This window comes from Lutibacter sp. (assembly GCF_013139515.1).
In the GTDB taxonomy this organism is placed as follows: domain Bacteria; phylum Bacteroidota; class Bacteroidia; order Flavobacteriales; family Flavobacteriaceae; genus Lutibacter.
In genome coordinates this window covers 1-21,406 of sequence record NZ_WTAR01000135.1, presented here as the reverse complement: position 1 = coordinate 21,406, position 21,406 = coordinate 1, and the positions used below count along the sequence as shown (strand labels likewise).

At 28.8% G+C, this 21,406-nt stretch carries 18 protein-coding genes and 1 pseudogene; 4 read left to right on the top strand and 15 right to left on the bottom strand.

Going from position 1 to position 21,406, the window contains the following annotated elements; all coding sequences use genetic code 11:
* Positions 1–209: 209 nt before the first annotated feature.
* The 3 genes from GQ540_RS11940 to pth all read left to right on the top strand — a co-directional run bounded on the left by GQ540_RS11940 (position 210) and on the right by pth (position 2,500).
* Positions 210–1,151 (top strand): ribose-phosphate pyrophosphokinase, encoded by a 942-nt coding sequence (locus GQ540_RS11940; protein ID WP_291801350.1) that lies wholly within the window; start codon positions 210–212, stop codon positions 1,149–1,151.
* Between the two features lie 20 nt (positions 1,152–1,171).
* Positions 1,172–1,798: a 50S ribosomal protein L25/general stress protein Ctc gene (locus GQ540_RS11935; RefSeq protein ID WP_291801348.1), complete on the top strand. Its 627-nt coding sequence runs from the start codon at positions 1,172–1,174 to the stop codon at positions 1,796–1,798.
* A 135-nt stretch (positions 1,799–1,933) separates the two neighbouring features.
* The gene (pth, locus tag GQ540_RS11930) at positions 1,934–2,500 is read left to right on the top strand and encodes an aminoacyl-tRNA hydrolase (RefSeq protein WP_291801345.1); all 567 of its coding nucleotides are present in this window, start codon (positions 1,934–1,936) and stop codon (positions 2,498–2,500) included.
* A 61-nt stretch (positions 2,501–2,561) separates the two neighbouring features.
* Here the strand turns inward: pth and GQ540_RS11925 are convergent, their stop codons facing one another.
* The 15 genes from GQ540_RS11925 to GQ540_RS11855 all read right to left on the bottom strand — a co-directional run bounded on the left by GQ540_RS11925 (position 2,562) and on the right by GQ540_RS11855 (position 20,046).
* Entirely contained in the window at positions 2,562–3,014 is a 453-nt protein-coding gene (locus tag GQ540_RS11925; protein ID WP_291801342.1) for a 6-carboxytetrahydropterin synthase, read from the bottom strand.
* A gap of 15 nt (positions 3,015–3,029) precedes the next feature.
* Positions 3,030–3,212 (bottom strand): hypothetical protein, encoded by a 183-nt coding sequence (locus tag GQ540_RS11920; RefSeq protein ID WP_291801340.1) that lies wholly within the window; start codon positions 3,210–3,212, stop codon positions 3,030–3,032.
* A 3-nt stretch (positions 3,213–3,215) separates the two neighbouring features.
* A complete protein-coding gene (locus GQ540_RS11915; RefSeq protein WP_291801338.1) occupies positions 3,216–3,971 on the bottom strand; it encodes an enoyl-CoA hydratase/isomerase family protein in 756 nt (251 codons plus the stop codon).
* A gap of 11 nt (positions 3,972–3,982) precedes the next feature.
* Positions 3,983–5,317, bottom strand: coding sequence for an MATE family efflux transporter (locus GQ540_RS11910; RefSeq protein ID WP_291801335.1), 1,335 nt, complete (start codon positions 5,315–5,317; stop codon positions 3,983–3,985).
* Entirely contained in the window at positions 5,310–5,816 is a 507-nt protein-coding gene (locus GQ540_RS11905) for a GNAT family N-acetyltransferase (RefSeq protein WP_291801333.1), read from the bottom strand. The genes GQ540_RS11910 and GQ540_RS11905 overlap by 8 nt, the downstream gene beginning before the upstream one ends.
* A 1-nt stretch (position 5,817) precedes the next feature.
* Complete coding sequence (locus GQ540_RS11900; protein ID WP_291801331.1) at positions 5,818–6,666, bottom strand: alpha/beta hydrolase; 849 nt, start codon at positions 6,664–6,666, stop codon at positions 5,818–5,820.
* 9 nt (positions 6,667–6,675) lie between these two features.
* Positions 6,676–9,417 carry a PD-(D/E)XK nuclease family protein gene (locus GQ540_RS11895; protein ID WP_291801329.1) on the bottom strand — a complete coding sequence of 914 codons (2,742 nt, stop codon included), beginning with the start codon at positions 9,415–9,417 and terminating at the stop codon, positions 6,676–6,678.
* 77 nt (positions 9,418–9,494) lie between these two features.
* Entirely contained in the window at positions 9,495–10,850 is a 1,356-nt protein-coding gene (locus GQ540_RS11890; RefSeq protein ID WP_291801327.1) for an OmpA family protein, read from the bottom strand.
* A gap of 90 nt (positions 10,851–10,940) precedes the next feature.
* Positions 10,941–12,332: an OmpA family protein gene (locus GQ540_RS11885; RefSeq protein ID WP_291801325.1), complete on the bottom strand. Its 1,392-nt coding sequence runs from the start codon at positions 12,330–12,332 to the stop codon at positions 10,941–10,943.
* 114 nt (positions 12,333–12,446) lie between these two features.
* Positions 12,447–13,811, bottom strand: coding sequence for an OmpA family protein (locus GQ540_RS11880; protein ID WP_291801323.1), 1,365 nt, complete (start codon positions 13,809–13,811; stop codon positions 12,447–12,449).
* Between the two features lie 112 nt (positions 13,812–13,923).
* The gene (kbl, locus tag GQ540_RS11875; protein ID WP_291801322.1) at positions 13,924–15,117 is read right to left on the bottom strand and encodes a glycine C-acetyltransferase; all 1,194 of its coding nucleotides are present in this window, start codon (positions 15,115–15,117) and stop codon (positions 13,924–13,926) included.
* 32 nt (positions 15,118–15,149) lie between these two features.
* Positions 15,150–18,320: an exodeoxyribonuclease V subunit beta gene (locus GQ540_RS11870; RefSeq protein WP_291801319.1), complete on the bottom strand. Its 3,171-nt coding sequence runs from the start codon at positions 18,318–18,320 to the stop codon at positions 15,150–15,152.
* Positions 18,321–18,371: 51 nt separating this feature from the next.
* Positions 18,372–18,974 (bottom strand): hypothetical protein, encoded by a 603-nt coding sequence (locus GQ540_RS11865; protein WP_291801317.1) that lies wholly within the window; start codon positions 18,972–18,974, stop codon positions 18,372–18,374.
* Positions 18,975–19,108: 134 nt separating this feature from the next.
* Positions 19,109–19,543: a TerB family tellurite resistance protein gene (locus GQ540_RS11860; RefSeq protein ID WP_291801315.1), complete on the bottom strand. Its 435-nt coding sequence runs from the start codon at positions 19,541–19,543 to the stop codon at positions 19,109–19,111.
* A gap of 62 nt (positions 19,544–19,605) precedes the next feature.
* Complete coding sequence (locus GQ540_RS11855) at positions 19,606–20,046, bottom strand: TerB family tellurite resistance protein (protein ID WP_291801313.1); 441 nt, start codon at positions 20,044–20,046, stop codon at positions 19,606–19,608.
* 98 nt (positions 20,047–20,144) lie between these two features.
* On the opposite strand from GQ540_RS11855, the pseudogene GQ540_RS11850 reads away from it, so the two are divergent.
* Positions 20,145–21,406 (top strand): annotated as a pseudogene (locus GQ540_RS11850) (transcription-repair coupling factor); the annotation flags it as partial.

Sequence of the window (21,406 nt, the reverse complement as noted above, 5' to 3'; positions counted from 1 at the left end):
CACTCCCGAAAGAACTGGATTTTGAATCCAGCGCGTCTACCAGTTCCGCCATCGAGGCAAATTCTAATTGGAATGCAAATTTAATAATATTTTTTATCTAAATCATAAAAACTTAACTAAGTTATACGGTAACCTATTTAAATAATTTTAAATTTGTACCCAACAAACAACAACACATAAAAAAATCAACTAATTAACACAACTAAAAAATGGAGAGCCATCAACTAGAACCCAAAATTTTTGCTTGTACGCAAAGTACAGAATTAGCTAAAAACATTGCCAAGCACTACGGTGCAAACCTTGGAAATGTTAAAATCTCTAAATTTAGTGATGGTGAATTTCAGCCAGCCTTTGTAGATTCTGTTAGAGGAAGACGTGTTTTTATTATAGGGTCAACATTTCCTACTGCTGATAATTTAATGGAAATGCTGCTAATGTTAGATGCTGCTAAAAGAGCTTCAGCTCGTCATATTACCGCAGTAATTCCTTATTTTGGTTGGGCAAGACAAGACCGTAAAGATCAGCCGAGAGTTGCTATTGGTGCAAAATTAGTTGCCAACCTAATTCAAACAGCAGGAGCTACAAGGATTATGACGATGGATTTACACGCAGATCAAATTCAAGGGTTTTTTGAAAAACCTGTAGATCACTTATATGCGTCAACTATCTTTTTACCATATATTAATGAGTTAAAGTTAGAAAACTTAACAATAGCCTCACCAGATATGGGAGGGTCAAAACGTGCGTATGCATATTCTAAATTTTTAGAAAGTGAGGTTGTAATTTGTTACAAACAACGTATAAAAGCAAACGTAATATCTACTATGGAGTTAATTGGTGAAGTAAAAGGCCGCCATGTAATTTTAGTAGATGACATGATTGATACCGGAGGAACTCTTGCTAAAGCTGCAGATTTAATGATGGAAAAAGGAGCTTTAAGTGTACGTGCAATATGTACACATCCAATACTTTCAGGTGAAGCTTATAAACGTATTGAAAATTCTAAATTATTAGAACTAATAGTTTCTGATACAATTCCTTTAAAAAGAAAGAGTTCTAAGATAAAAGTTGTAACTTGCGCGCCTTTGTTTGCTGATGTAATGCATAAAGTGCAAGACAATACATCAATAAGCGGACAATTTTTAATGTAAATAATTAAATATATAAATAAATGCAATCAATTACAATCAAAGGATCTCAAAGAGAAAGCGTAGGTAAAGTAGCAACTAAAGCCTTACGTAATGCTGGAAAGGTACCTTGCGTATTATACGGAGGGGATAAACCATTACACTTTTCAGCGGATGAAGTTTCATTCAAAAAATTAGTGTACACAGCAAACGTTTATACTGCAACGATTGAATTAGAAGGAACAACGGTAAATGCAATTTTACAAGACATTCAATTTCACCCAGTAAGTGACAAAATTTTACACATTGATTTTTACCAATTATTTGATGATAAAGAGGTAACTATGAATATTCCTGTAAGGTTAGTTGGAACATCTCCAGGTGTAATTAATGGTGGTTCTTTAAGTTTTGCAAAACGTAAATTAAGCGTTAGAGCATTACCATCTGATTTACCAGATTTTATTAATGCTGATATTTCTACACTAAAAATTGGAAACAAAGTAATTGTTTCTGAAATAGCAAGTGATAAATTTAGTGTTTTACATCCAGAAAACACAGTTGTTGTTCAAGTTAGAACTGCACGTGCTGCTATTGTAGAAGATGAAGAAGAAGAAGGTGAAGAAGGTGAAGAAGGAGCTACAGAAGCTAGTGAAGAAGCTGCTGCAGAATAATTCATTCTTATATAAAACAATAAAAGCGTTGCATTTTGCAACGCTTTTTCTTTTTAGTACTTTTGCTAGATGCAATTATTTAGGTTTATTAAACTACTATTTAAATCAAATATAAAAACATCAACTAATACTTCTATGAAAAAAATCTTAATTGTTGGTTTAGGAAATATTGGTTCAACATACAATAATACACGTCATAATATTGGCTTCAATATTTTAGATGAAATAGCGTCAAAAGAAGCTGTTAACTTTGAAAGTGAAAAATTAGGTAGTATTGCTAAATTTAGGTTTAAAGGAAGAACTTTTGTTTTATTAAAACCTTCAACTTATATGAATTTAAGTGGGAAATCTGTAAAATACTGGCTTACAAAAGAAAAAATTCCTATTGAAAATTTATTAGTTATTTGTGATGATTTAAATCTGCCTTTTGGCGCTATTAGAGTAAAAGCAAAAGGAAGCGATGGAGGCCATAACGGATTAAAAGACATAAACGCTGTTTTACAAACTCAACAATATGCGCGATTTAGATTTGGTGTTGGCTCTGAGTTTTCAAAAGGTCGACAATCAGATTTCGTTCTTGGAGAATGGGATTTAGAAGAAAATAAATTATTACCCGAACGATTAGAAGTTGCAAGTAAACTAATAAAATCGTTTGGCACTGCAGGCTTAAATAACACCATGAATACTTTTAATGGAACCTAATTTTATTGAATCATTGAATTGAGAGTCACTGTTTAAAACCCTTACTCAGGATAGATTTAGACTAACTTTGGTCTAAAGCATGCCATTCAGCACTTGAAGTTCCTGTTTCTTGTAGTTTTAATGAATGTAATTGAATAGTTTTAGGTAAACGATTTTTAATTTTTTCAGCAAAGTCAATTAACATCATTTCGCTTGTTGGTTGATAGCCAACTAAAATAACACTATGCCCTCTTTTTTCTAGTTCGTTTGCTAGCTCAATATGTGGTGTGTTTTTATTAAATACAGTTGAGTGATCAAATTCATCAACAATTTCTGAAGCAACTATTTTTTTTAAATCCCCAAAATCTATCACCATCCCAAATTTAACATTTTTAGTATCACTAATTGGAGTACCAATTACTGTAACAGAAAGTTTGTAACTGTGACCGTGTACATTTTTACATTTCCCATCATATCCATACAATGCGTGTCCTGTTTCAAAATGAAATTGTTTTGTGATTCTAATATTGCTCATTTCTTATTTTCTAAATTAATCGTCTAAATCTTTTCTATTTTTAGCTTTGTAATACACAAAATATGCTACCAAAACCAACAACACAAAAGGCAAGTAAGTTCCTATTATAACACCTGTTTCATAACTGCTATCTGGTGCGTTATTCATTTTTTCTTCAACATTTATTTGTTGTAAAATAGCTATAAAAGTTGCTAACATCTGTTATTTTTTAAATTTTTGTAATGCCTTTTTGGTGAAATCGGACAAGACTAATCTTCCGCTAATTTCTGCTTTATCACCTAATAAGCTTGTCCAATTATCAGTACCTTTCCAAAAGGCTTTTTTCATTTCTTTTAAAGCTTCAATATTATATTTTGAAAGATTATTTGCTAAAATTTCAACTTCTAAATCTAGCTCTTTAATTGTCTCAAAAACTTTTGAATACAAGCCTTTTTCTTTCGCCCAATAGGCACTTTGCCAATTGGTAGCATCAATTGTTAATTCGCTTAAAGCAGCTAAACCAATTTTTCTTCTAACTGCTGGTTCAATAACAAAAGGTCCAATACCAATTGTAAATTCAGATAGTTTTATAGAAGCTTGTTCTGTTGCTAAACAATAATCACAAGCCGCAGCTAAACCAACTCCACCTCCAACAGCTTTTCCTTGTACACGCCCAATAATAATTTTTGAACAATTTCTCATAGCATTAATTACATTGGCAAAACCTAAAAAAAATTGTTTTCCTTCTTCAAAAGTTGAAACTTCTACCAATTCATTAAATGATGCGCCAGCACAAAAAGCTTTTTCTTGCTCGCTTTTTAATACAATTACATGAACATCATTATTATTGCTTAATTCATTTAAAGAAGCTGTTAATCTACTTAATAACTCACTTGGAAAGGAATTACTAGCTGGATGGCTAAATTCTACTGTAGCAATATTATTTTGAATATGTGTGTATAAACTTCCGTTGCTCATATTGCGCAAAGTTACGCGTTTTTGTGTAAATACTTCTGTCTAAATTTTACGACTAAAATTCCAGCTCTTAACAACATCCAAACTGTAAAAGCTATCCAAATTGCGTATAATTTTAAATTGTAATAATCACCTATTAAAAGTGCTGGTATAAACCCTAAAAAAGTAGCCAAAAGCAGTAAATTTCTTAAAGTAACTGCTTCAGCAAGACCTTTAAAAATTCCATCAAAAACAAAAGCTACGGCGTTTATAGGTTGCATTATTAATACGATCCAAAAAATACTATAAAATGAATTTAAAACTGCTGTATCTTGAGAAAAAAGTCTTCCGATAGGATAGTAAAAAATAGCACAAACAACACTCAAAATTACCGAAATTAATATTGAATACCTACTCAGTTTTGTGCTTAATTTCCACATTTTTTTATAATTCTTTTCACCTAATAACTTCCCTGAAACTATATTCCCAACACTCGCATAGCCATCAATAAAAAAGGCGAAAAACAACCAAATTTGAAAAGCAATAGTTTGTGCTGCAATATAAGTATCGCCATATTTTGTAGCATATGAATTTGCTAAATACAATGCAACATTTAAAGCTAATGCTCTAATAATTAAATTAAAACTAATTGCTAGTAAATTTTTAATTTCTTTATTAAAAGGGAACGTTATTTTTAGACTAAAAGGTGTTTTCTTTACTATTAAAAGGAATGCTAAAATTGCCATTACTGCTTGCGAAATAACACTCGCCCAAGCAGCTCCTTTCACATTCATTGGTTCAATAAATCCATCAATTCCATAAACCAAGACGAAATCTAACCCTATATTTAAAACTGCTCCAACAATACTAATTATCATGGGCCAAAACGTATTTTGCAACCCTCTAAAAAGTCCAAATGCAGAAAACACGAATAGTGTTAACGGAAAGCCAATCGCCCGAATTTTAAAATATTCAACCGAGTAATTTAAAATAAGTCCTTCAGCATTATAGAGCTCAAATATTTCATTTGCAAAAAATAAGGTTACGCTATAAATTATAATACTTAAAAATATATTGATAGCAATAATTTGTGCTGGTAATGTGGCTATTTCATCTAATTTTTTAGCGCCTAAATATTTAGCAACCGTTGCCGAAATAGCTGAACGTGTTTGCGCTAAAATCCAAACTAACGCCGAAATAAATGAACCTGCAATACCTACGGCAGCTAGCGCTTCGGTTGGATTTACTTTTATATTTCCAACAATTGCAGTATCAGTAATTGAAAGTAACGGTTCTGCAATACCAGCTATTATTGCAGGTATTGCTAATTTATTAATTCCTTTAAAAGTAATGTTAGATTCTTTATACATTTAAAACTTTTTCGTAACAGTAAAACGGATATTCACTTTGGTTTGGAAAATAAATATTTTCTAATTTCGTGTAATTACGTTTTTCATAAAATAACTGATTTCTTTTATTTTGACTAAAAGTATCTAATCTAATTGAACTATATTTCTTGTTTGAAGCATAATTTTCTGCAAAATCCATTAATTTTTGAGCGCATTTCTTTCCTTGATAGGCTGGAAGTACAGCTAAACGATGAATATATATGTTATTTACATTTTTTGTTAACCATTTTACATTTAAGTATTCTTTATCTTCAACTTTTGTTAAAACAATAATTCCAACAATAGTTTCATGTACTTCTAATTTCCAAATTTGCTGAAGCTCAATATCTTTTTTTAAAACCTTATTTGATGGATACTTTTCATTCCACTGAAAAATTCCATTTGCAATCATGTGTTCTGCACAACTTTTTGTTAACGAATATATGTGCTCTAAATCTGATATTGAAGCTTTACTAATCATTTTATTTTTGAAGAATAAAACCGATACTCTTTTTCACTACTTTTTCTAAATGAAAAGGCATTTTTGAATTATTCCAAGGCTGTGTACAACCCAAAGGATGATTCATTCCATCTACAAAAACTAATTCACTTTTAGGATTCCAAGTATGCATATTTTTTGCTTCAACAGGTAAAACAACCTCATCATTTTCACCATGAATAATTAAGTGTTTACTCGTCAATTTCTGTACAGCATTTTTTATAGTCAATCGCTCCTCATTGTCTTTAAAATTTTGATAAAATTGATATAGATGAGGCATTTTTTGAAGCGTTCTACCATTTAATATATAAGAAACCCCTTGTTTTTTCCAACCTTCTAATTGTTCTCCTTTTGGTAAACGAATACCATAATCTGAAACCCCAGCCCAAGAGATAACGTTGGTTATTTTTTTATTTTCTGAAGCTTTAATTGTAACTATTCCACCACCTCTTGAATGTCCAATTAACGTACTATTTTCTATGTCAATTTCATTTTTAAAATCATAATTAGATGTAATCCAATTAATAATATCTTCTAAATCGTTTAACTCTTTTATAAAGTTATTTTCACCAAAAGCTTCTAAATCCGGGAAATCAATCGGGTTTTCTAAAGTGCCTCCATTATGGGAAAAATTAAATTTCAAAAAAAATAGATTTGCGTTTGCAAACTCTTCAGCCGCAATATTCCAAGCACCCCAATCTTTATAACCTTTATAACCGTGGCAAAATATGACTAAAGGTTTTTTGGTGTTGTTTTGTTTGTAAAATAAATCTGTGACTATTGGTTTGGCATGGTGTGAACTTTTTACAGTTATGTTTCTGGTTATATGCATATATGCTATTTAAAATGGTAAATCTTTATTTTCTTTAAAAGGAATTTCTGGGTTTAATATTTCACTAATTAAATTCTTTATTTCAGACATGAAATTTTTCATTCTTTCTTCAGTTACATCATAATCTGTTCCTCTAAATTTATCTGAAAAATTCATTTTTAAAAATCCTGAATTTAAATTTTTAAATGAAATAACGCCACTTTGTAATTGAGAAATTGGTATTGTTATTTTTGAAGTATATAAGTAAGAATACAGCATTACTTGCATTGCTTTTGTGTATTTATAATTTTCACTAATTACACTAAAGTCATTCATTTTTAACTGCCCAGCTTCAACTTTTCCTGTTTTGTAATCTATAATTCTTGTAACTCCTTCTAATTCATCAATTCTATCAACAATTCCGTGTATTCTTATAGGGAAATCAATTCCATCAATGTTAATTTCTGCATTTAATTCATCCTCTAAAGCAATAATTTTTAATTGTTTGTTTTGATTTAACAACCCCAGTTCTTGCTTTAAAAATCTGTTAATATGATTTTTACTTACTTCAAAAATTAACTTGTTTTTACCCGTTTCAATATTTCCTTTTAAGTAGTGCTTTTGAAAATATTTCTTTAGCAATGTATTGCGCTTTTTTTGCATTTCAGAAATATGCTCTTTCTTTAGAAACTTACCTAAATAAGGCTTGTACATTTCTTCAAGTACGTCATGAATAACAGAACCCATTGTGTTAGCGGCAATAGTTTCTTCAACTTCATTATCGTCTTTAATTCCTAATACTTTTTGTTCGTAAAAACTAATTGGATTATAGATATAGTTTGATAATGCCGAAGGTGAAATTCCTTTTGTAAAAACCACTTTTAGCTTTTCAACAACTTCTGAAGTTTTTTCAATTTGAAGTAAAGAAGTTTCAGAATGCTGAACTTTTGGACTAATAATGGTTTTCGTAATGTTAGGGTTATTAATTTCAAGTTGCGTTAAAAAACGACTTTTTTCACCTGATCCATAACCATCACTTTCTGTATTATAAATTAGATATATGTTTTTAGCTCGTAGCAATAATCGTTGAAAATGATATGAAAAAATGGAATCCTTTTCTTGATATGTTGGCAAGCCAAAATGTTTTTTCACATCAAAAGGAATAAATGAAAAGTCAGTTTTCCCTGCTGGTAAAATTCCTTCATTTACTGAGGTTATTATTACTGTTTCAAAATCTAATGCTCTAGTTTCTAACATTCCCATTAATTGCAATCCTTGCAATGGTTCTCCTTGAAAAGACAATTTTTCGTTTTGTAAAATTTGAGTATAAAATAATTTAAGTGTTTTTAAATCTTTTATATGATTGTATGTTGAATTTAATGTTTCTAGTTGTTGAAAAATAGTATAAAAACGAAATAAATATTCTTTTTCAACTCCAACAACAAATTCTTTAAGTTCGTTTATCAAGCTACTACATTTCCCAATTATAACATTCATATTGGTTGATAATTCAAACAATGAAAAGAACATTGAAAGTTTATCAACCTCAACAATTGAAATACAATTTTTTAATGTTTTTACATCTAAAAAAATACTGTTCTCTGTTTTTATTTTATCATTAATTTTTTGAAGAGACTCACCATGCAATTTATTTAAAAAAGGGTTGTTTAAGATGTTTAACACGTCTTTATAATAGAATTCGCATTCCTTTTCTTTATTAAATTTTTGTTGATTTAAATGCAGTTTAAACAACATGTCAAATAAACTCGCTATTGGAATATCTTTTAAAGAATAACCCATAGTAATGTTTATATTTTTAACATTGTTTGGAAGTGAATTTAGAGTAAGGTTTAGTAAATTTTCATCGGCCAACACCAACGCTGTTTTATTAAAATCATCTAATTTAGAAATTAATTCCCCTGCATATTTTATTTGAGTATTATTTTTTGGTGCTCCAATTAAATGTATATTTTTTATTGATGAATTTGTAGTATTAGCCCATAAAAATGGATTTTTTTGGTAATACGCCCATTCACTTTTATACTTTCTTAAAAAAGTACCTGCTTCATTTGATTTATTTAAAATTTCTTCATTCGCATCCCAATAAATTGAGGCAATATTGTTATTTAATAATTCTTGGATAATATTTTCTTCCGCTTTATTTAAAGCATTAAAACCTGCAAAAACAACATGATTATCAATAGTATTATTGATGTATAATTCTAAATTATTTGTTGCTTCAGCATAAATTAACCCTTGATAACCAAATTTATTAGTTTTTAATTTTTTATTTAAAGCTTTATATAATAAGTATAAAGATTCGAAAAACTGAAGGTAATTTATAGCTAATTGACTCGGCTTTTTATCCTGAAACCATTCATCTAATCTTTTAAGATCTCTTAAATTATTAAAAAAATCTTCTGAATTGACTAAATAACTATCAATTTCATTAAAATCTTGCAGCGCAATGGTTGCCCATTGTGAAAAAGAATCAAAAGATTCAATATTTTCTTTTGGAATGTTTTGAAGGTAAATACTATAAAACTCAAATAATAACTGTGTGTTGTCAATTAAACTAATATCAGCTATTTCCTGAATATAGTTTTCTATACTTATAATTTTAGGTAAAAAAGATGAAGTTGGTAAATTTTTTAATATTTTCTCTTTCAAAAAAACACAAGAACGTTGGCTTGGTAATACAAAAACTAATTTATCATAATTTTTTTGTTTACTAAATATATCTTCTATAACTTTTGAAATAAATGAATTCATCTATATTTTAAATTTAGTATAAAAATAGAAAAGCCATTTCTTTTGAGATGGCTTTTCAAAAAATATTTTAAATATTCTTATTCTATCACTTCAGGGTTAACAACAATAATTTCAGTTCTTCTATTTTCTTGATGCTCTGCATTGCTACATTTAACATTGTCAACACATTTATTTATTAATTGAGTTTCCCCAAAACCTTTACCTGATATTCGATTAGGCGATATGCCTTTTGATGTAATATAGTCTACAGTTCTCATTGCTCTACGTTCTGATAACCATAAGTTGTATTTATTGCTTGCGCGAGAATCTGTATATGAACCACATTTAACTATTAATGTTGGGTGTTTTAACATAATTTGAACCACTTTATTTAATTCAAGTTTTGAATCATGTGTTAAATATGAAGAATTTAAATCGAAATATATATTATTAATATTCATTAATATTTGTTCTCTAACCTCAACAAATTCTTTTGGTAATTCCTTTTGTTTTTCTAATGCTGGGCAACCTTTATTTTCTTTTACTCCTGCTATTTCAGGACAATTATCATCTTTATCAATAACACCATCTCTATCTGTATCAGGGCAGCCATTATTTTTTCTTAACCCTTTTATGTTAGGGCATTTATCTTTCGAGTCTGGAACCCCATCTTTATCTGTGTCTGGACAACCATTAAAGATTGCAATACCGGCTATCTCTGGACACGCATCTTTTGAATCAATAATACCATCATTATCAGAATCTGGACAGCCGTCAAATTCTTTAAGTCCAAATACTTCAGGACATTTATCTTTTTTATCATAAATTCCATCACCATCTGATTCAAATCCTCCAAATTTAAACACAATACCAAATGAGTGTTGGAAGTGTTCTTCTAAGTTGAAATTAAATGTATACTTTAATTTTGATTCTAAATTTAATCCTAATCTTTCAGTAAGCCAATAATTTAATCCTAAAGCTCCATTTAAACTTGTTGATTCTAGATTTCCTAACCAAGTATAACCAAAACCGAGAGAAGTATATGGATTGAATTTTGAAGTTTCACTAACTAATTTATGGAGGTCATATTTTAAAGCCCCATCTAAACCATAATATGAGGTGTTGCTAATTTTATTATCACCAAGTTTAGTTATATTATTTAAAGTTCCACTAACTTCTAAACTAAAATCACTTCTTAAATACCTACTTATTGATATTTTACTTACTGAAGGAATCATATTGTAATGGTCTTTAACATTAAAAAACTCATTAAACCATTCCCCATAACCATCTCCGGGGGTATTAGAATCTAAATGTGAAGGGTAAAAATCAATTGCATTTACACCTATATTAATAGCCCAAGGATTATCAATATCTTGAGCTTTTAAATTTGTGAAGGATAAATTAATAACTATAAAAAGTAATAATTTATGAACGTAATTCTTTACTTTCATTTTAATAATTTTCACTAAAATAAGCTGTATTTATTAATTAGCAAAGAGATTAATTGCAAATTTTTGTTGAAATTTAAAGCTTTACTTTTATTAATTTAGAATTTTAATCTCAACTCTTCTGTTTTTTGCTCTTCCTTCACGTGTTTCATTTGTATCAATAGGCATTGATTCACCTAGGCCTTGTATATTTAAATTAAATTGATTGATGTCTTTTGAAACTAAGTAATTTAGAATTCTATTTACTCTTTTCAATGATAATTTTAAATTAGACTCTTCACCACCTACATCATCTGTATGCCCTAGAATTTGAAATTTTAAATTGTTATGTTTTTTCATCAAATTCGCAATTTGATCAAGTTCCATTTCATATTTTGAATAAAAGATATCTGATCCAGAAATAAATAAAATACTATTTGCCAATTCTGATAATTTTGCTTCTAAGTCTTTTTTAATATCAGGGCACCCGTTATTATTTTCAGGACCTGATTCAAATTTACATTTATCTAGTTTATCAATTACACCATCACCATCAGAATCTAGTTCTGGGCAACCTTTATTAGATATTGGTCCAGGTCTATTTTTACAAGCATCAAGTGAATCAATTACTCCGTCTCCGTCAGAATCTGGACAGCCATTATACTTTTGCTCACCTTTAGCATAAGGACATTTGTCATTCTTATCAGTTATTCCATCACCATCAGAATCTGGGCAACCATTTAAGGCTTCAATTCCAAAAACAGTTGGGCAAGCATCATCAGAATCTTGAATGCCATCTTCATCAGAATCTGGACAACCATTAAATTCGGCCAAGCCAAAAATAGTTGGGCATTTATCTACCTTATCGTAAACACCATCATTATCTTCATCATACCCACCAAATTTTAAAACAATACTTACTGAATGTTGAAAATTTCTATAAGAGTCTTCATTTAAAAAATGTTTATATGCTGTTTGAAGTTTTATACCTACATTTTTTGAAAACCACAACTTAGTACCAATCCCAGTATTAAGTGTTAATGATTTTTCTGTTCCAATGCTATTATAACCGCTACCCATAATAAAATATGGATCGAACCAGGTTGTGTTTCCAATAATTTTATTTAAATCATAATTAAAATTTAGATCAACTGCAAAGTATGATAGACTTTCTTCAAGTTTAAGATTCCCTATTTTATTTATTTTATTAATGCTTGCAGCAAGTTCAACATTAAAGCTTTCATTTAAATATTTTCCAATGCTTAATTTACTAGGAGCTTTAATATAGTTATAATGGTCTGAGACGTTAAAAAATTGATCGAACCATTGTGTCTCATTACCAGATTCAGAAGTCATACCTTTTATATTGGCAGGATAAAAATCAACTGCATTAACTCCAAAAGATATAATCCATGGGTTATCTTGATTTTGACTACTTAAATTAGTAAAGGATAAAATAAAAAATAAAGAAATAAAAAAGTTAATGTGGGTAATTGTCATTTTCATATGTATATTTTTTACTAAATTAAGGTGTAATTGTTTAATTGCAAATTATTTAACCAAAAAAAAAGCCATTCTTTTACAAATGGCTTTTTTTTATTGTTAAAAGGTAAAATTTAACTAGTTTACTAATTTAACTTCTACTCTTCTATTTTGTGATCTTCCTGATCTTGTATTGTTTGATGCTATTGGCATATCTTCACCAAATCCTTTAGCTGATAAGTTTTTAGAAGCAACACCTTTAGTTGCTAAGTAATCTTTTACAGCGTTAGCTCTAAGGTCAGATAATTCTTGATTACGTTTTTTGCTTCCTGTGCTATCAGTATGACCTGAAATGCTAAACTTAGCAGTTGAGTATTTAGTCATAATTGCAGCAGCTTCATCTAATTTTGAAACAGTTTCAGCTTTAAATGTATTTTTACCTGAGTCAAAATATACAGTTTTAAATAACTCTTCTAATTTAGCTACTTCAACTTCTGTAATTTCAGGACAACCATTGTTAGAAGCAGGACCTGCTTCGTTTACACAATTGTCATCTTTATCTAAAACGCTATCTCCGTCAGTATCTGGCCAAGGACATCCTTTATTTTCTTTTGGACCTGCAACTTGTGGACAAGCATCATCTTTATCTACTAAGCCATCAGCATCAGTATCAGGACAACCATTGTTAGCTTTTGTTCCTTTAGCATTTGGACAAGCATCATCTTTATCCGCTATTCCATCTTCATCTGCATCAGGACAGCCGTTTAAAGTTGCTAAACCTGCTGTGTTTGGACAAGCGTCTTCTGAATCAATAATCCCATCACTATCTGAATCTGGACAACCTTTAAATTCAGCTAAACCAAATACATCTGGACAAGCATCAAATTTATCGTAAATTCCATCTCCGTCAGTATCTGTACCTCCAAATTTTATTACTACACCAACAGAGTGTTGAAAATGTTGAACAATACTACTTTCGAAAGAATGTTTGTATTTTGATTCTACATTTAGGCCAATATTATCTGAAAACCAAAAATTAACACCTAAACCAGCATTAAAAGTTCCAGTACCTAAATTATCTAACCAAGTATAACCACCACCAACAGATGCGTAAGGATTAAACCATGAAGTATCTCCAATAACTTTGTTTAAATCATATTTTACCGCACCATCTGCAGCGTAATAAGTTAAGTCAATAGCTGTATTATCTCCAATTTTAGAAATTTTATTTAGACTTCCTGCTGCTTCAAAACTAAATCCATCAGCCAAATATTTACTAACAGTAATTTTGCTAACTGAAGGTAGAATGTTGTAATGATCTCCTGCGTTAACAAATTCGTCAAACCATGCCCCGTGACCTGATAATCCAGAATTAGTTGGGTAAAAATCTACTGCGTTTGTACTAATACCAATTGCCCAAGGATTATTTTCATCCTGCGCATTAACATTGCTGAAACCAGTAATTAATAATAAAGCCATTATGGCTACTTTTAAATGTTTCATTTTCAAAAATTTAAATTTAATGTTCTTTTTTTTTAGAAGTTAGCTAATCTAACTTAAACTTAATGACAAAAATACAAAATTATCTTATATGTAGTGCGTTTTTACTAATTTTCTATACAATTTTTAAAATTTCCCCAACCTTTGTAAAAGCATTTATAGCTTTATCTAAATGTTCTTTCTCGTGAGCGGCTGATAATTGCACTCTAATTCTTGCCTTTTCTTTAGGAACTACAGGGAAAAAGAATCCAATAACATAAATATCTTCTTCTAAAAGCATATTTGCCATATTTTGAGATAATTTTGCATCGTAAAGCATTACTGGTACTATTGCAGAATCTCCTTTAACTATATCAAAACCTGCATTTATCATTTCTTCTTTGAAATAATTGGTATTCCATTCTAATTTATCTCGTAATGAAGTATCTTTAGAAATCATTTCAAAAACTTTTAATGACGCTCCAACTATTGCAGGGGCTAAAGAATTTGAAAACAGATAAGGTCTTGAGCGCTGACGCAATAATTCAATAATTTCTTTTTTACCCGTTGTATATCCTCCCATTGCACCTCCTAATGCTTTTCCAAGAGTTCCGGTAATAATGTCAACTCTACCCATTACATTTTTCAACTCTAATGTTCCTCTTCCTGTTTTTCCTATAAAACCAGTGGCATGACATTCATCAACCATAACAAGTGCATCATATTTATCGGCTAAATCACAAATTTTATCTAAACTAGCTACTACACCGTCCATAGAAAAAACACCATCAGTAACAATTATTTTAAAACGATGTTCTTTTTTGTTAGCTTCAATTAATTGCTCTTCTAATGAAGCCATATTATTATTGTCATATCTGTAACGTGCTGCTTTGCATAATCGAACACCATCAATAATTGACGCATGGTTTAACGAATCAGAAATAATAGCATCTTCTCCAGATAAAAGTGGTTCAAAAACACCACCATTTGCATCAAAAGCTGCTGCATATAAAATAGTGTCTTCAGTTTTATAAAATTCAGCTATTTTTTTTTCTAATTGCTTATGAATATCTTGAGTTCCACAAATAAATCGAACTGAAGACATACCAAAACCGTGAGAATCTAATGTGTCTTTCGCTGCTTGAATAACTTCTGCATTATTGGATAATCCTAAATAATTATTAGCACAAAAATTAATAACTTCTTCACCTGTGCTAATTTTTATAACTGCATCTTGAGATGTTGTAATTACACGTTCAGATTTAAATAAACCTGCGTCTTTAATTTCTTTTAGCTCTTGCTGTAAATGTTGTTTTATTTTACCGTACATTTTTGTTTATTTTTTTACAAAATTATTGAAAATTATACTTCTTCAATGCTAATTTTAGAATTAATATACACCAATATTTTTTTTTCGATCACATAGTTTAAATCTTCTAAAGCTTTGGCATATTTGTTAAGTTGTTCGTGGTATTTTTTATCTGGGTTTCCTGTTTTATAATCAATAATTGTAACATTTTTATTATTAATGACTAATCTATCTGGAATAATAATATTTTTATCTGAGGTTACAATTTCTTGTTCTGTATAAATCACATTATTTTGCTCGAAATAACTACATAATTTTGGGTGATTAACTAATTGATTTAAAATAGTGGTTATTTCGTTTTTTTGAATGGTATTAATTGTTCCTTTATATGTGTATTGATTTACAACTTCAGGAATATCGTTTCTAGTTTTAATTTTTGATAAAATTTCGTGAATTAAATTTCCATAAACAATTGCCTTTCCTTGATCTGTATCCCAAAGTAAAGACGATTTTGCAACAATTGAAATATTATGATTCTTCCAAGAATTTGTAATAAAGCTTGTTTGAGAAATTGTTTTATTTATCTCGTTTTTTGGAATAATATTTCTTTTTTTATCCCCAAAACTATACTCGTTTTTATCAGCATCCCATATATTTAATTCTTTTAAAAAGTTGATGAAAAGTCCAGACGTATGACTTAAATTTTCTCCGTTTTTTGAAGAAATATTGTTTTCTGAAACAATATACAACTGCTCAACAGGTCTAGTTAATGCAACATATAATAAATTAAAATTATCCAATTCAAGTTCTTCTCTTTGCTGTTTAAATAACTGTTCACCTTGCTTTCCTGTAAAATTTAATTTTTTTCTAGCATTCACTAAAACTGAATTTATAGTACCTGTTTCTTGATAAGAATACCAAACTCTTGGATTTATTTGGTTGTAAATATCAATACTATACGGATAAATTACAACTGGAAATTCTAATCCTTTTGCTTTATGAATTGTCATAATTCTCACCGCATTTTTAGCTTCAGGAGCAACAATACTTAAACTGTCTTTTTTTAGTTCCCAAAATTCTAAAAACTCAATAATTGAAGCTTGTTTTTTTTGTTGAAATTCAAAAACAGTATCTAAAAAAAACTGAATATTAGCATCAGATTCTAAAACCAATTGAAAACTTCTTATTATATATTCAATGCTTTCGTAAAACGGATTTTGAATAAATTCATTATAATTAAAAAAGACATTGTACGTTCTTAAATTTTTAAAAAAATCATTGTTTGTTAAGTTTACAAAATCACTAAAAAATAGGTGTTTTTGTCCTTCAATTTTTAAATATTCGAATAAAAAGTACAGTAATTTAATTTTATACTCTTTATTTGTTGGGTTTTGAAGCACGTTTAGTAAATCAATAATAAAATTCACTTTTGTGCTATTTTGTAACAGTAAAGTTTCTGAAGAAATTATTTCAATCTTATTTTCTGATAAATAATTAGCTACAGCAACTCCTTGCTTTTTGGTGCGAACCAAAATACAAACTTCATTTTTCTCAAAAGAAGCATCTAAATTTTGAATAATTTCTAATACTTTTTTCGGGTAAACCAACTCTTTCTCATCATCATCTTTTTGTTTTTCTACAAAAGATAATTGTACATAACCACCTTCATTTTTATTCGTTTTCTGATTATTCCCTTCTAAAAATAGATTACTAAAACTTTTTTTATTTAAAAATTTTGAAATATGCTTAAAAAAGGAATTATTAAAATTTATAATTTCTGAATAACTTCTGTAATTTGTATCTAAATTTTGTAATGCTTTTTTTATTTGAAACGGATTGTTTTTTCTGCTTTTTTCATTTGAAGAAAGCGCAATAAATTGTTCTGCTTTTCCACCTCTCCATCTGTAAATTGACTGTTTAGCATCGCCAACTAATAAGAGTTTTCCTTGCTCGCCTTCTTCATTTTCAGATGTAATAGCATTGTCAATAAGTGGAATTAAATTTTTCCACTGCAATTCAGAAGTGTCTTGCATTTCATCAATAAAATAATATCTAAACTTTTCACCAATTCTTTCGTAAATAAAAGGTGCTGGTTCATTTTTTATAGTATCATTTATTTTTTGATTGAATTCAGCATTTAATAAAATGTTATTTTCAAGTTTAATATCTTGTAATGCACTGTTTACATAATTTAAAACGGCTAAAGGAATTAAACTTTCAACAATTAAACTATTTAAAATATAATGTTTATACTTCTCATTATACAGTTTTTTAGACTGATAGTACAGTTCTTTTAGATCTATTGAAATACATTCAATTTGTTGTTTTGAAGCACTATTACATTTTCCGGAAAACAGATTTTTATTTTCTTCAATAGTTTTGTTTAACCTTCCGTCAAATTTTAATTCATCTACTTTAAGCTGTTTAATTTTGGCTAGTTTAATAAAGTGTTTTGGTAATTCTCCATTATATGCAAACTCACTAATTTCAAGACCACTTTCAGAAATAATTTTTAATCCTTCATCTCCAATTTTTAAAAACTGATTTTCAATTTCCTTGTTATCTTTTTGAAGTTCTTCTTTTAGCGTTTTAAATTCGTTTATTGATACGTTTTGTAATTCTTTTAAATAGGTTGCATTTGTTTCGTTTAAAACAATTTTAGCAAAATCTTTCAATTCTTTTGAAATATCCCAAGATTTATCATCATCTAATTTTTGAAGTGAATAACTCACCAATAAATCTGTTAATTCTTTATGTTCTCCAATTTTTGAAATAACAACATCAACCGCTTCGTTTAATAAACTTACAGCATCCATTTCAACTTCAAAATTCATGGGCAGTTGTAAATCGTAGGCAAAAGTTCTAATTAATTTATGTGTAAAACTATCAATAGTAGTAATGCTAAATGCTGAGTAATTTTGTAAAATGGCATTTAATATAAAACGCGATCTTTTAAAAATAGTTTCCACAGTTAAATTTGCTTCAGCGCAAATAACCGGTAGCATATCATTTTTTTGTTTATTAGAAAATGTATAAAGATTTTCAATAACACGTTCTTTCATTTCGGCTGCAGCCTTATTGGTAAATGTTACAGCTAATATTTGTTGAAATTTATACGTATTTGAACTTGATAAAAGAATTTTAAGGTACTCTTTAACCAACGTAAAAGTTTTTCCACTACCTGCGGAAGCATTATAAACTTGAAATGAAGATGAGTGTTGCATTCATAGAAATTAGAAATGCAAGTTACTAAATTATAAATGTTTTAAATAATTTTAACGTCCGTCTCTCCAGTTAAATCTTGCATTAATGTCTAATTTAAATACGACGCCTAAACTATGTTGAAAATAATCTGTAGCAGTAGATTTAAGGTGGTGATTATAATCTGATTGAACATTGATACCTACGGTATCAGATATCCAGGCATTAAATCCCCATCCAACACCAATATTAGTATTAGATTTTTCACCAATTTTAGAGTACCCAACACCTGTTAAAATAAAAGGATCAAACCAAGAGGTTTCACCAACCAACCTATTCACATCGTATTTAACTTTAGCATCCATTACAAAAAATGAGTCATTAATTAATGCTTCTTCAAAACCAGTATAACCAAACCCTTTTTTCACAGTATTTAAAGAGCCAGAAACTTGTAAAGTAAAGCCGTTATTTATATATTTCCCAATAAAAAAACGTATTGGTGACCCGTACATGTTTAAATCTTCTATAGATGCATTTGCATAATCTTTAATAACTTCAGTAATAGCTTCAGGTGTTCTAATATCTACAGCATTAATACCAACACCAACAACCCAATTGTTATCTTCATCTTGTGAATAAAGTGTATTATTTACGAAACATACTATTGAAAAAATCAATATTATTTTTTTGTAAGTTAAATAATTCATAGTTTTTTTGGGGCTTGTGTTTGTAATTGTTTTAAACGCTTAAATTGTTTAAAAATTTTGTTAAATATACTAAAATTACAAATAAAATTTAAACTGTTTGTTTTTTATATTTTATTAACTTGTTTAATAGCTTTATTAAAATCTTCTAAATCGTTATTATTTAAAATTAAATGAATGGCTTCGTTGCTAACTTTTTCTATATTGTCTAACGGAAAACCTAAACCAACACAAATTTTTCTTAAAACACTAGCTTCCTCTTCTGAAGCATTTCCATCAGCATATACCATTTTGGTTAAATCGTATAAATATTCAATACGTTCATTGTAATCGTGAGGTGTGCTTAGTGAATAACTATTAGCGTTATCTATAATTTCATTGTATTTATCTTCTAAAATATGAAACCGTTTTGCTACTCTTTTTAATAATTTTTCTTCACCTTCAGTAATTACATTATCGGCTAAAGCCAATCTAACAATACTTGCAAAATGAGCAATGTTTCTTTTTTGTTCACCACTTAAATTATAATCTGATAATCCCATTTATTAATTTTTAATGACAAATATAAAAAAATAGATAAAACACTTGATGTTTAAAAGCAAGATTAATGTATTATAGGGTTTACTTTTTTAATAACTATTTTAAAATCATTAATATCGGGTTCTTTTAAAAAGAATTTAATAGCTTCTTTAACAATATTTCTTACGTTTTCAATAGGGAAACCTAAACCAACTGCAATCCTATCTAACATAGAGGTTTTATCAATTGTAGGGTTCCTATCTAAAAACAACATCTTCGTTAAATCGTATAAACAAACTAAGCGATCATCATAACTTACAGGTGGGTTTACAGGATAATTTTTCGGGTTTTTTAAAATAGCATCAAACTCAACTGAGGTTATATCAAGTCTCATAGCCAATCTTTTTAATAATTCAAGTTCCTTAACATCTATTTTATTGTCTAATAACGCCAATCTAACAATGGTTGCAAAATGCCCAATATTTTGTTGATGCAAACCTGTTGGATATAAATCTGAAATAGACATAATTCATTTTTTTAGTTCATTCTTATAAAATTAAGGAATTCTCACTTAATTCTTCGGTTTTTTCTGTAAAATGCTACCTTTGGCAAAATTTGCAACTTTTGAGCAAACAACATATTATTAAAATTTACGAGCAAATTGTTCAAGAAAAACAATTAGTCGACTACTTATCAAAAGAGAATTACCATTTTCAAATTACGGATTTGGTTGGATCGTCATTGTCTTTTGTTATTTCTGAAAGCTTTAAAAAAGCCGAGAAACCTTTTCTTTTAATCTTAAACGATAAAGAAGAAGCTGCCTATTATTTAAACGATTTAGAACAACTTTTAAACGATAAAGATGTACTTTTTTATCCGGGTTCTTATCGCAGACCTTATCAAATTGAAGAAACCGACAATGCCAATGTATTGCTACGTTCAGAAGTTTTAAATCGAATAAATTCTCGTAAAAAACCAGCAATAATTGTAACCTATCCTGAAGCACTTTTTGAACAAGTTGTTACCAAAGCTGAATTAAACCGAAACACCTTAAAAATAAGTGTAAACGATAATTTAACGCTAGATTTTGTTAACGAAGTATTATTTGAATACAATTTTAACCGAGTAGATTTTGTTACTGAACCTGGTGAATTTTCGGTGAGAGGTGGAATTATTGATGTATTTTCATTTTCACACGATGAACCCTATAGAATTGAGTTTTTTGGTGATGATGTAGATAGTATTCGAACTTTTGATGTTGAAACGCAACTATCAACTGAAAAATTAACAAAAATTAGTGTAATGCCTAATGTTGAAAATAAAACATTAGATGAAAAACGCGAGAGTTTCTTAAAATACATTTCGGCCAAAACAATTGTTTTTTCTAAAAATATAGATTTACTTACTCATAAATTAGACAATCTTTTTATAAAGGCTGAAGATGCTTTTACAAAATTATCCTCAGCAATAAACCATGCAAAGCCAAGTGAATTATTTTGTGATGGGAATTATATAAAAAAGCAATTACATGATTTTACGTTGGTTGAACTTTCAAATCAAGAAAATCAACAAAAAATTGTTAAATTTAATACAAAACCTCAACCTTCATTTAACAAACAGTTTGAATTGTTAATTGAAGATTTTAATAAAAATACCGAAAACGGATTCAAAAATTATTTGTTTTGCGATTCCCAAAAACAAGCCGATCGTTTTCTTGATATTTTTAAAGATATTGATGCTAAAATTGAATACAAAACAATTGTTTTTCCACTCTATAAAGGGTTTATTGATGTTGAAAATAAATTAGTTTGCTACACCGACCATCAAATTTTTGAGAGGTATCACAAATTTAGATTAAAGAATGGGTACGCTAAAAAACAATCCAT

Coding starts and splice junctions, on each gene's coding strand:
- GQ540_RS11895 (WP_291801329.1), bottom strand. CDS start 9,417: ATGAATTCATTTATTTCAAAAGTTATAGAAGATATATTTAGTAAACAA.
- GQ540_RS11915 (WP_291801338.1), bottom strand. CDS start 3,971: ATGAGCAACGGAAGTTTATACACACATATTCAAAATAATATTGCTACA.
- GQ540_RS11870 (WP_291801319.1), bottom strand. CDS start 18,320: ATGCAACACTCATCTTCATTTCAAGTTTATAATGCTTCCGCAGGTAGT.
- GQ540_RS11925 (WP_291801342.1), bottom strand. CDS start 3,014: ATGAGCAATATTAGAATCACAAAACAATTTCATTTTGAAACAGGACAC.
- GQ540_RS11940 (WP_291801350.1), top strand. CDS start 210: ATGGAGAGCCATCAACTAGAACCCAAAATTTTTGCTTGTACGCAAAGT.
- GQ540_RS11900 (WP_291801331.1), bottom strand. CDS start 6,666: ATGCATATAACCAGAAACATAACTGTAAAAAGTTCACACCATGCCAAA.
- GQ540_RS11885 (WP_291801325.1), bottom strand. CDS start 12,332: ATGAAAATGACAATTACCCACATTAACTTTTTTATTTCTTTATTTTTT.
- GQ540_RS11880 (WP_291801323.1), bottom strand. CDS start 13,811: ATGAAACATTTAAAAGTAGCCATAATGGCTTTATTATTAATTACTGGT.
- GQ540_RS11905 (WP_291801333.1), bottom strand. CDS start 5,816: ATGATTAGTAAAGCTTCAATATCAGATTTAGAGCACATATATTCGTTA.
- GQ540_RS11920 (WP_291801340.1), bottom strand. CDS start 3,212: ATGTTAGCAACTTTTATAGCTATTTTACAACAAATAAATGTTGAAGAA.
- GQ540_RS11910 (WP_291801335.1), bottom strand. CDS start 5,317: ATGTATAAAGAATCTAACATTACTTTTAAAGGAATTAATAAATTAGCA.
- GQ540_RS11860 (WP_291801315.1), bottom strand. CDS start 19,543: ATGGGATTATCAGATTATAATTTAAGTGGTGAACAAAAAAGAAACATT.
- pth (WP_291801345.1), top strand. CDS start 1,934: ATGAAAAAAATCTTAATTGTTGGTTTAGGAAATATTGGTTCAACATAC.
- GQ540_RS11935 (WP_291801348.1), top strand. CDS start 1,172: ATGCAATCAATTACAATCAAAGGATCTCAAAGAGAAAGCGTAGGTAAA.
- GQ540_RS11855 (WP_291801313.1), bottom strand. CDS start 20,046: ATGTCTATTTCAGATTTATATCCAACAGGTTTGCATCAACAAAATATT.
- kbl (WP_291801322.1), bottom strand. CDS start 15,117: ATGTACGGTAAAATAAAACAACATTTACAGCAAGAGCTAAAAGAAATT.
- GQ540_RS11890 (WP_291801327.1), bottom strand. CDS start 10,850: ATGAAAGTAAAGAATTACGTTCATAAATTATTACTTTTTATAGTTATT.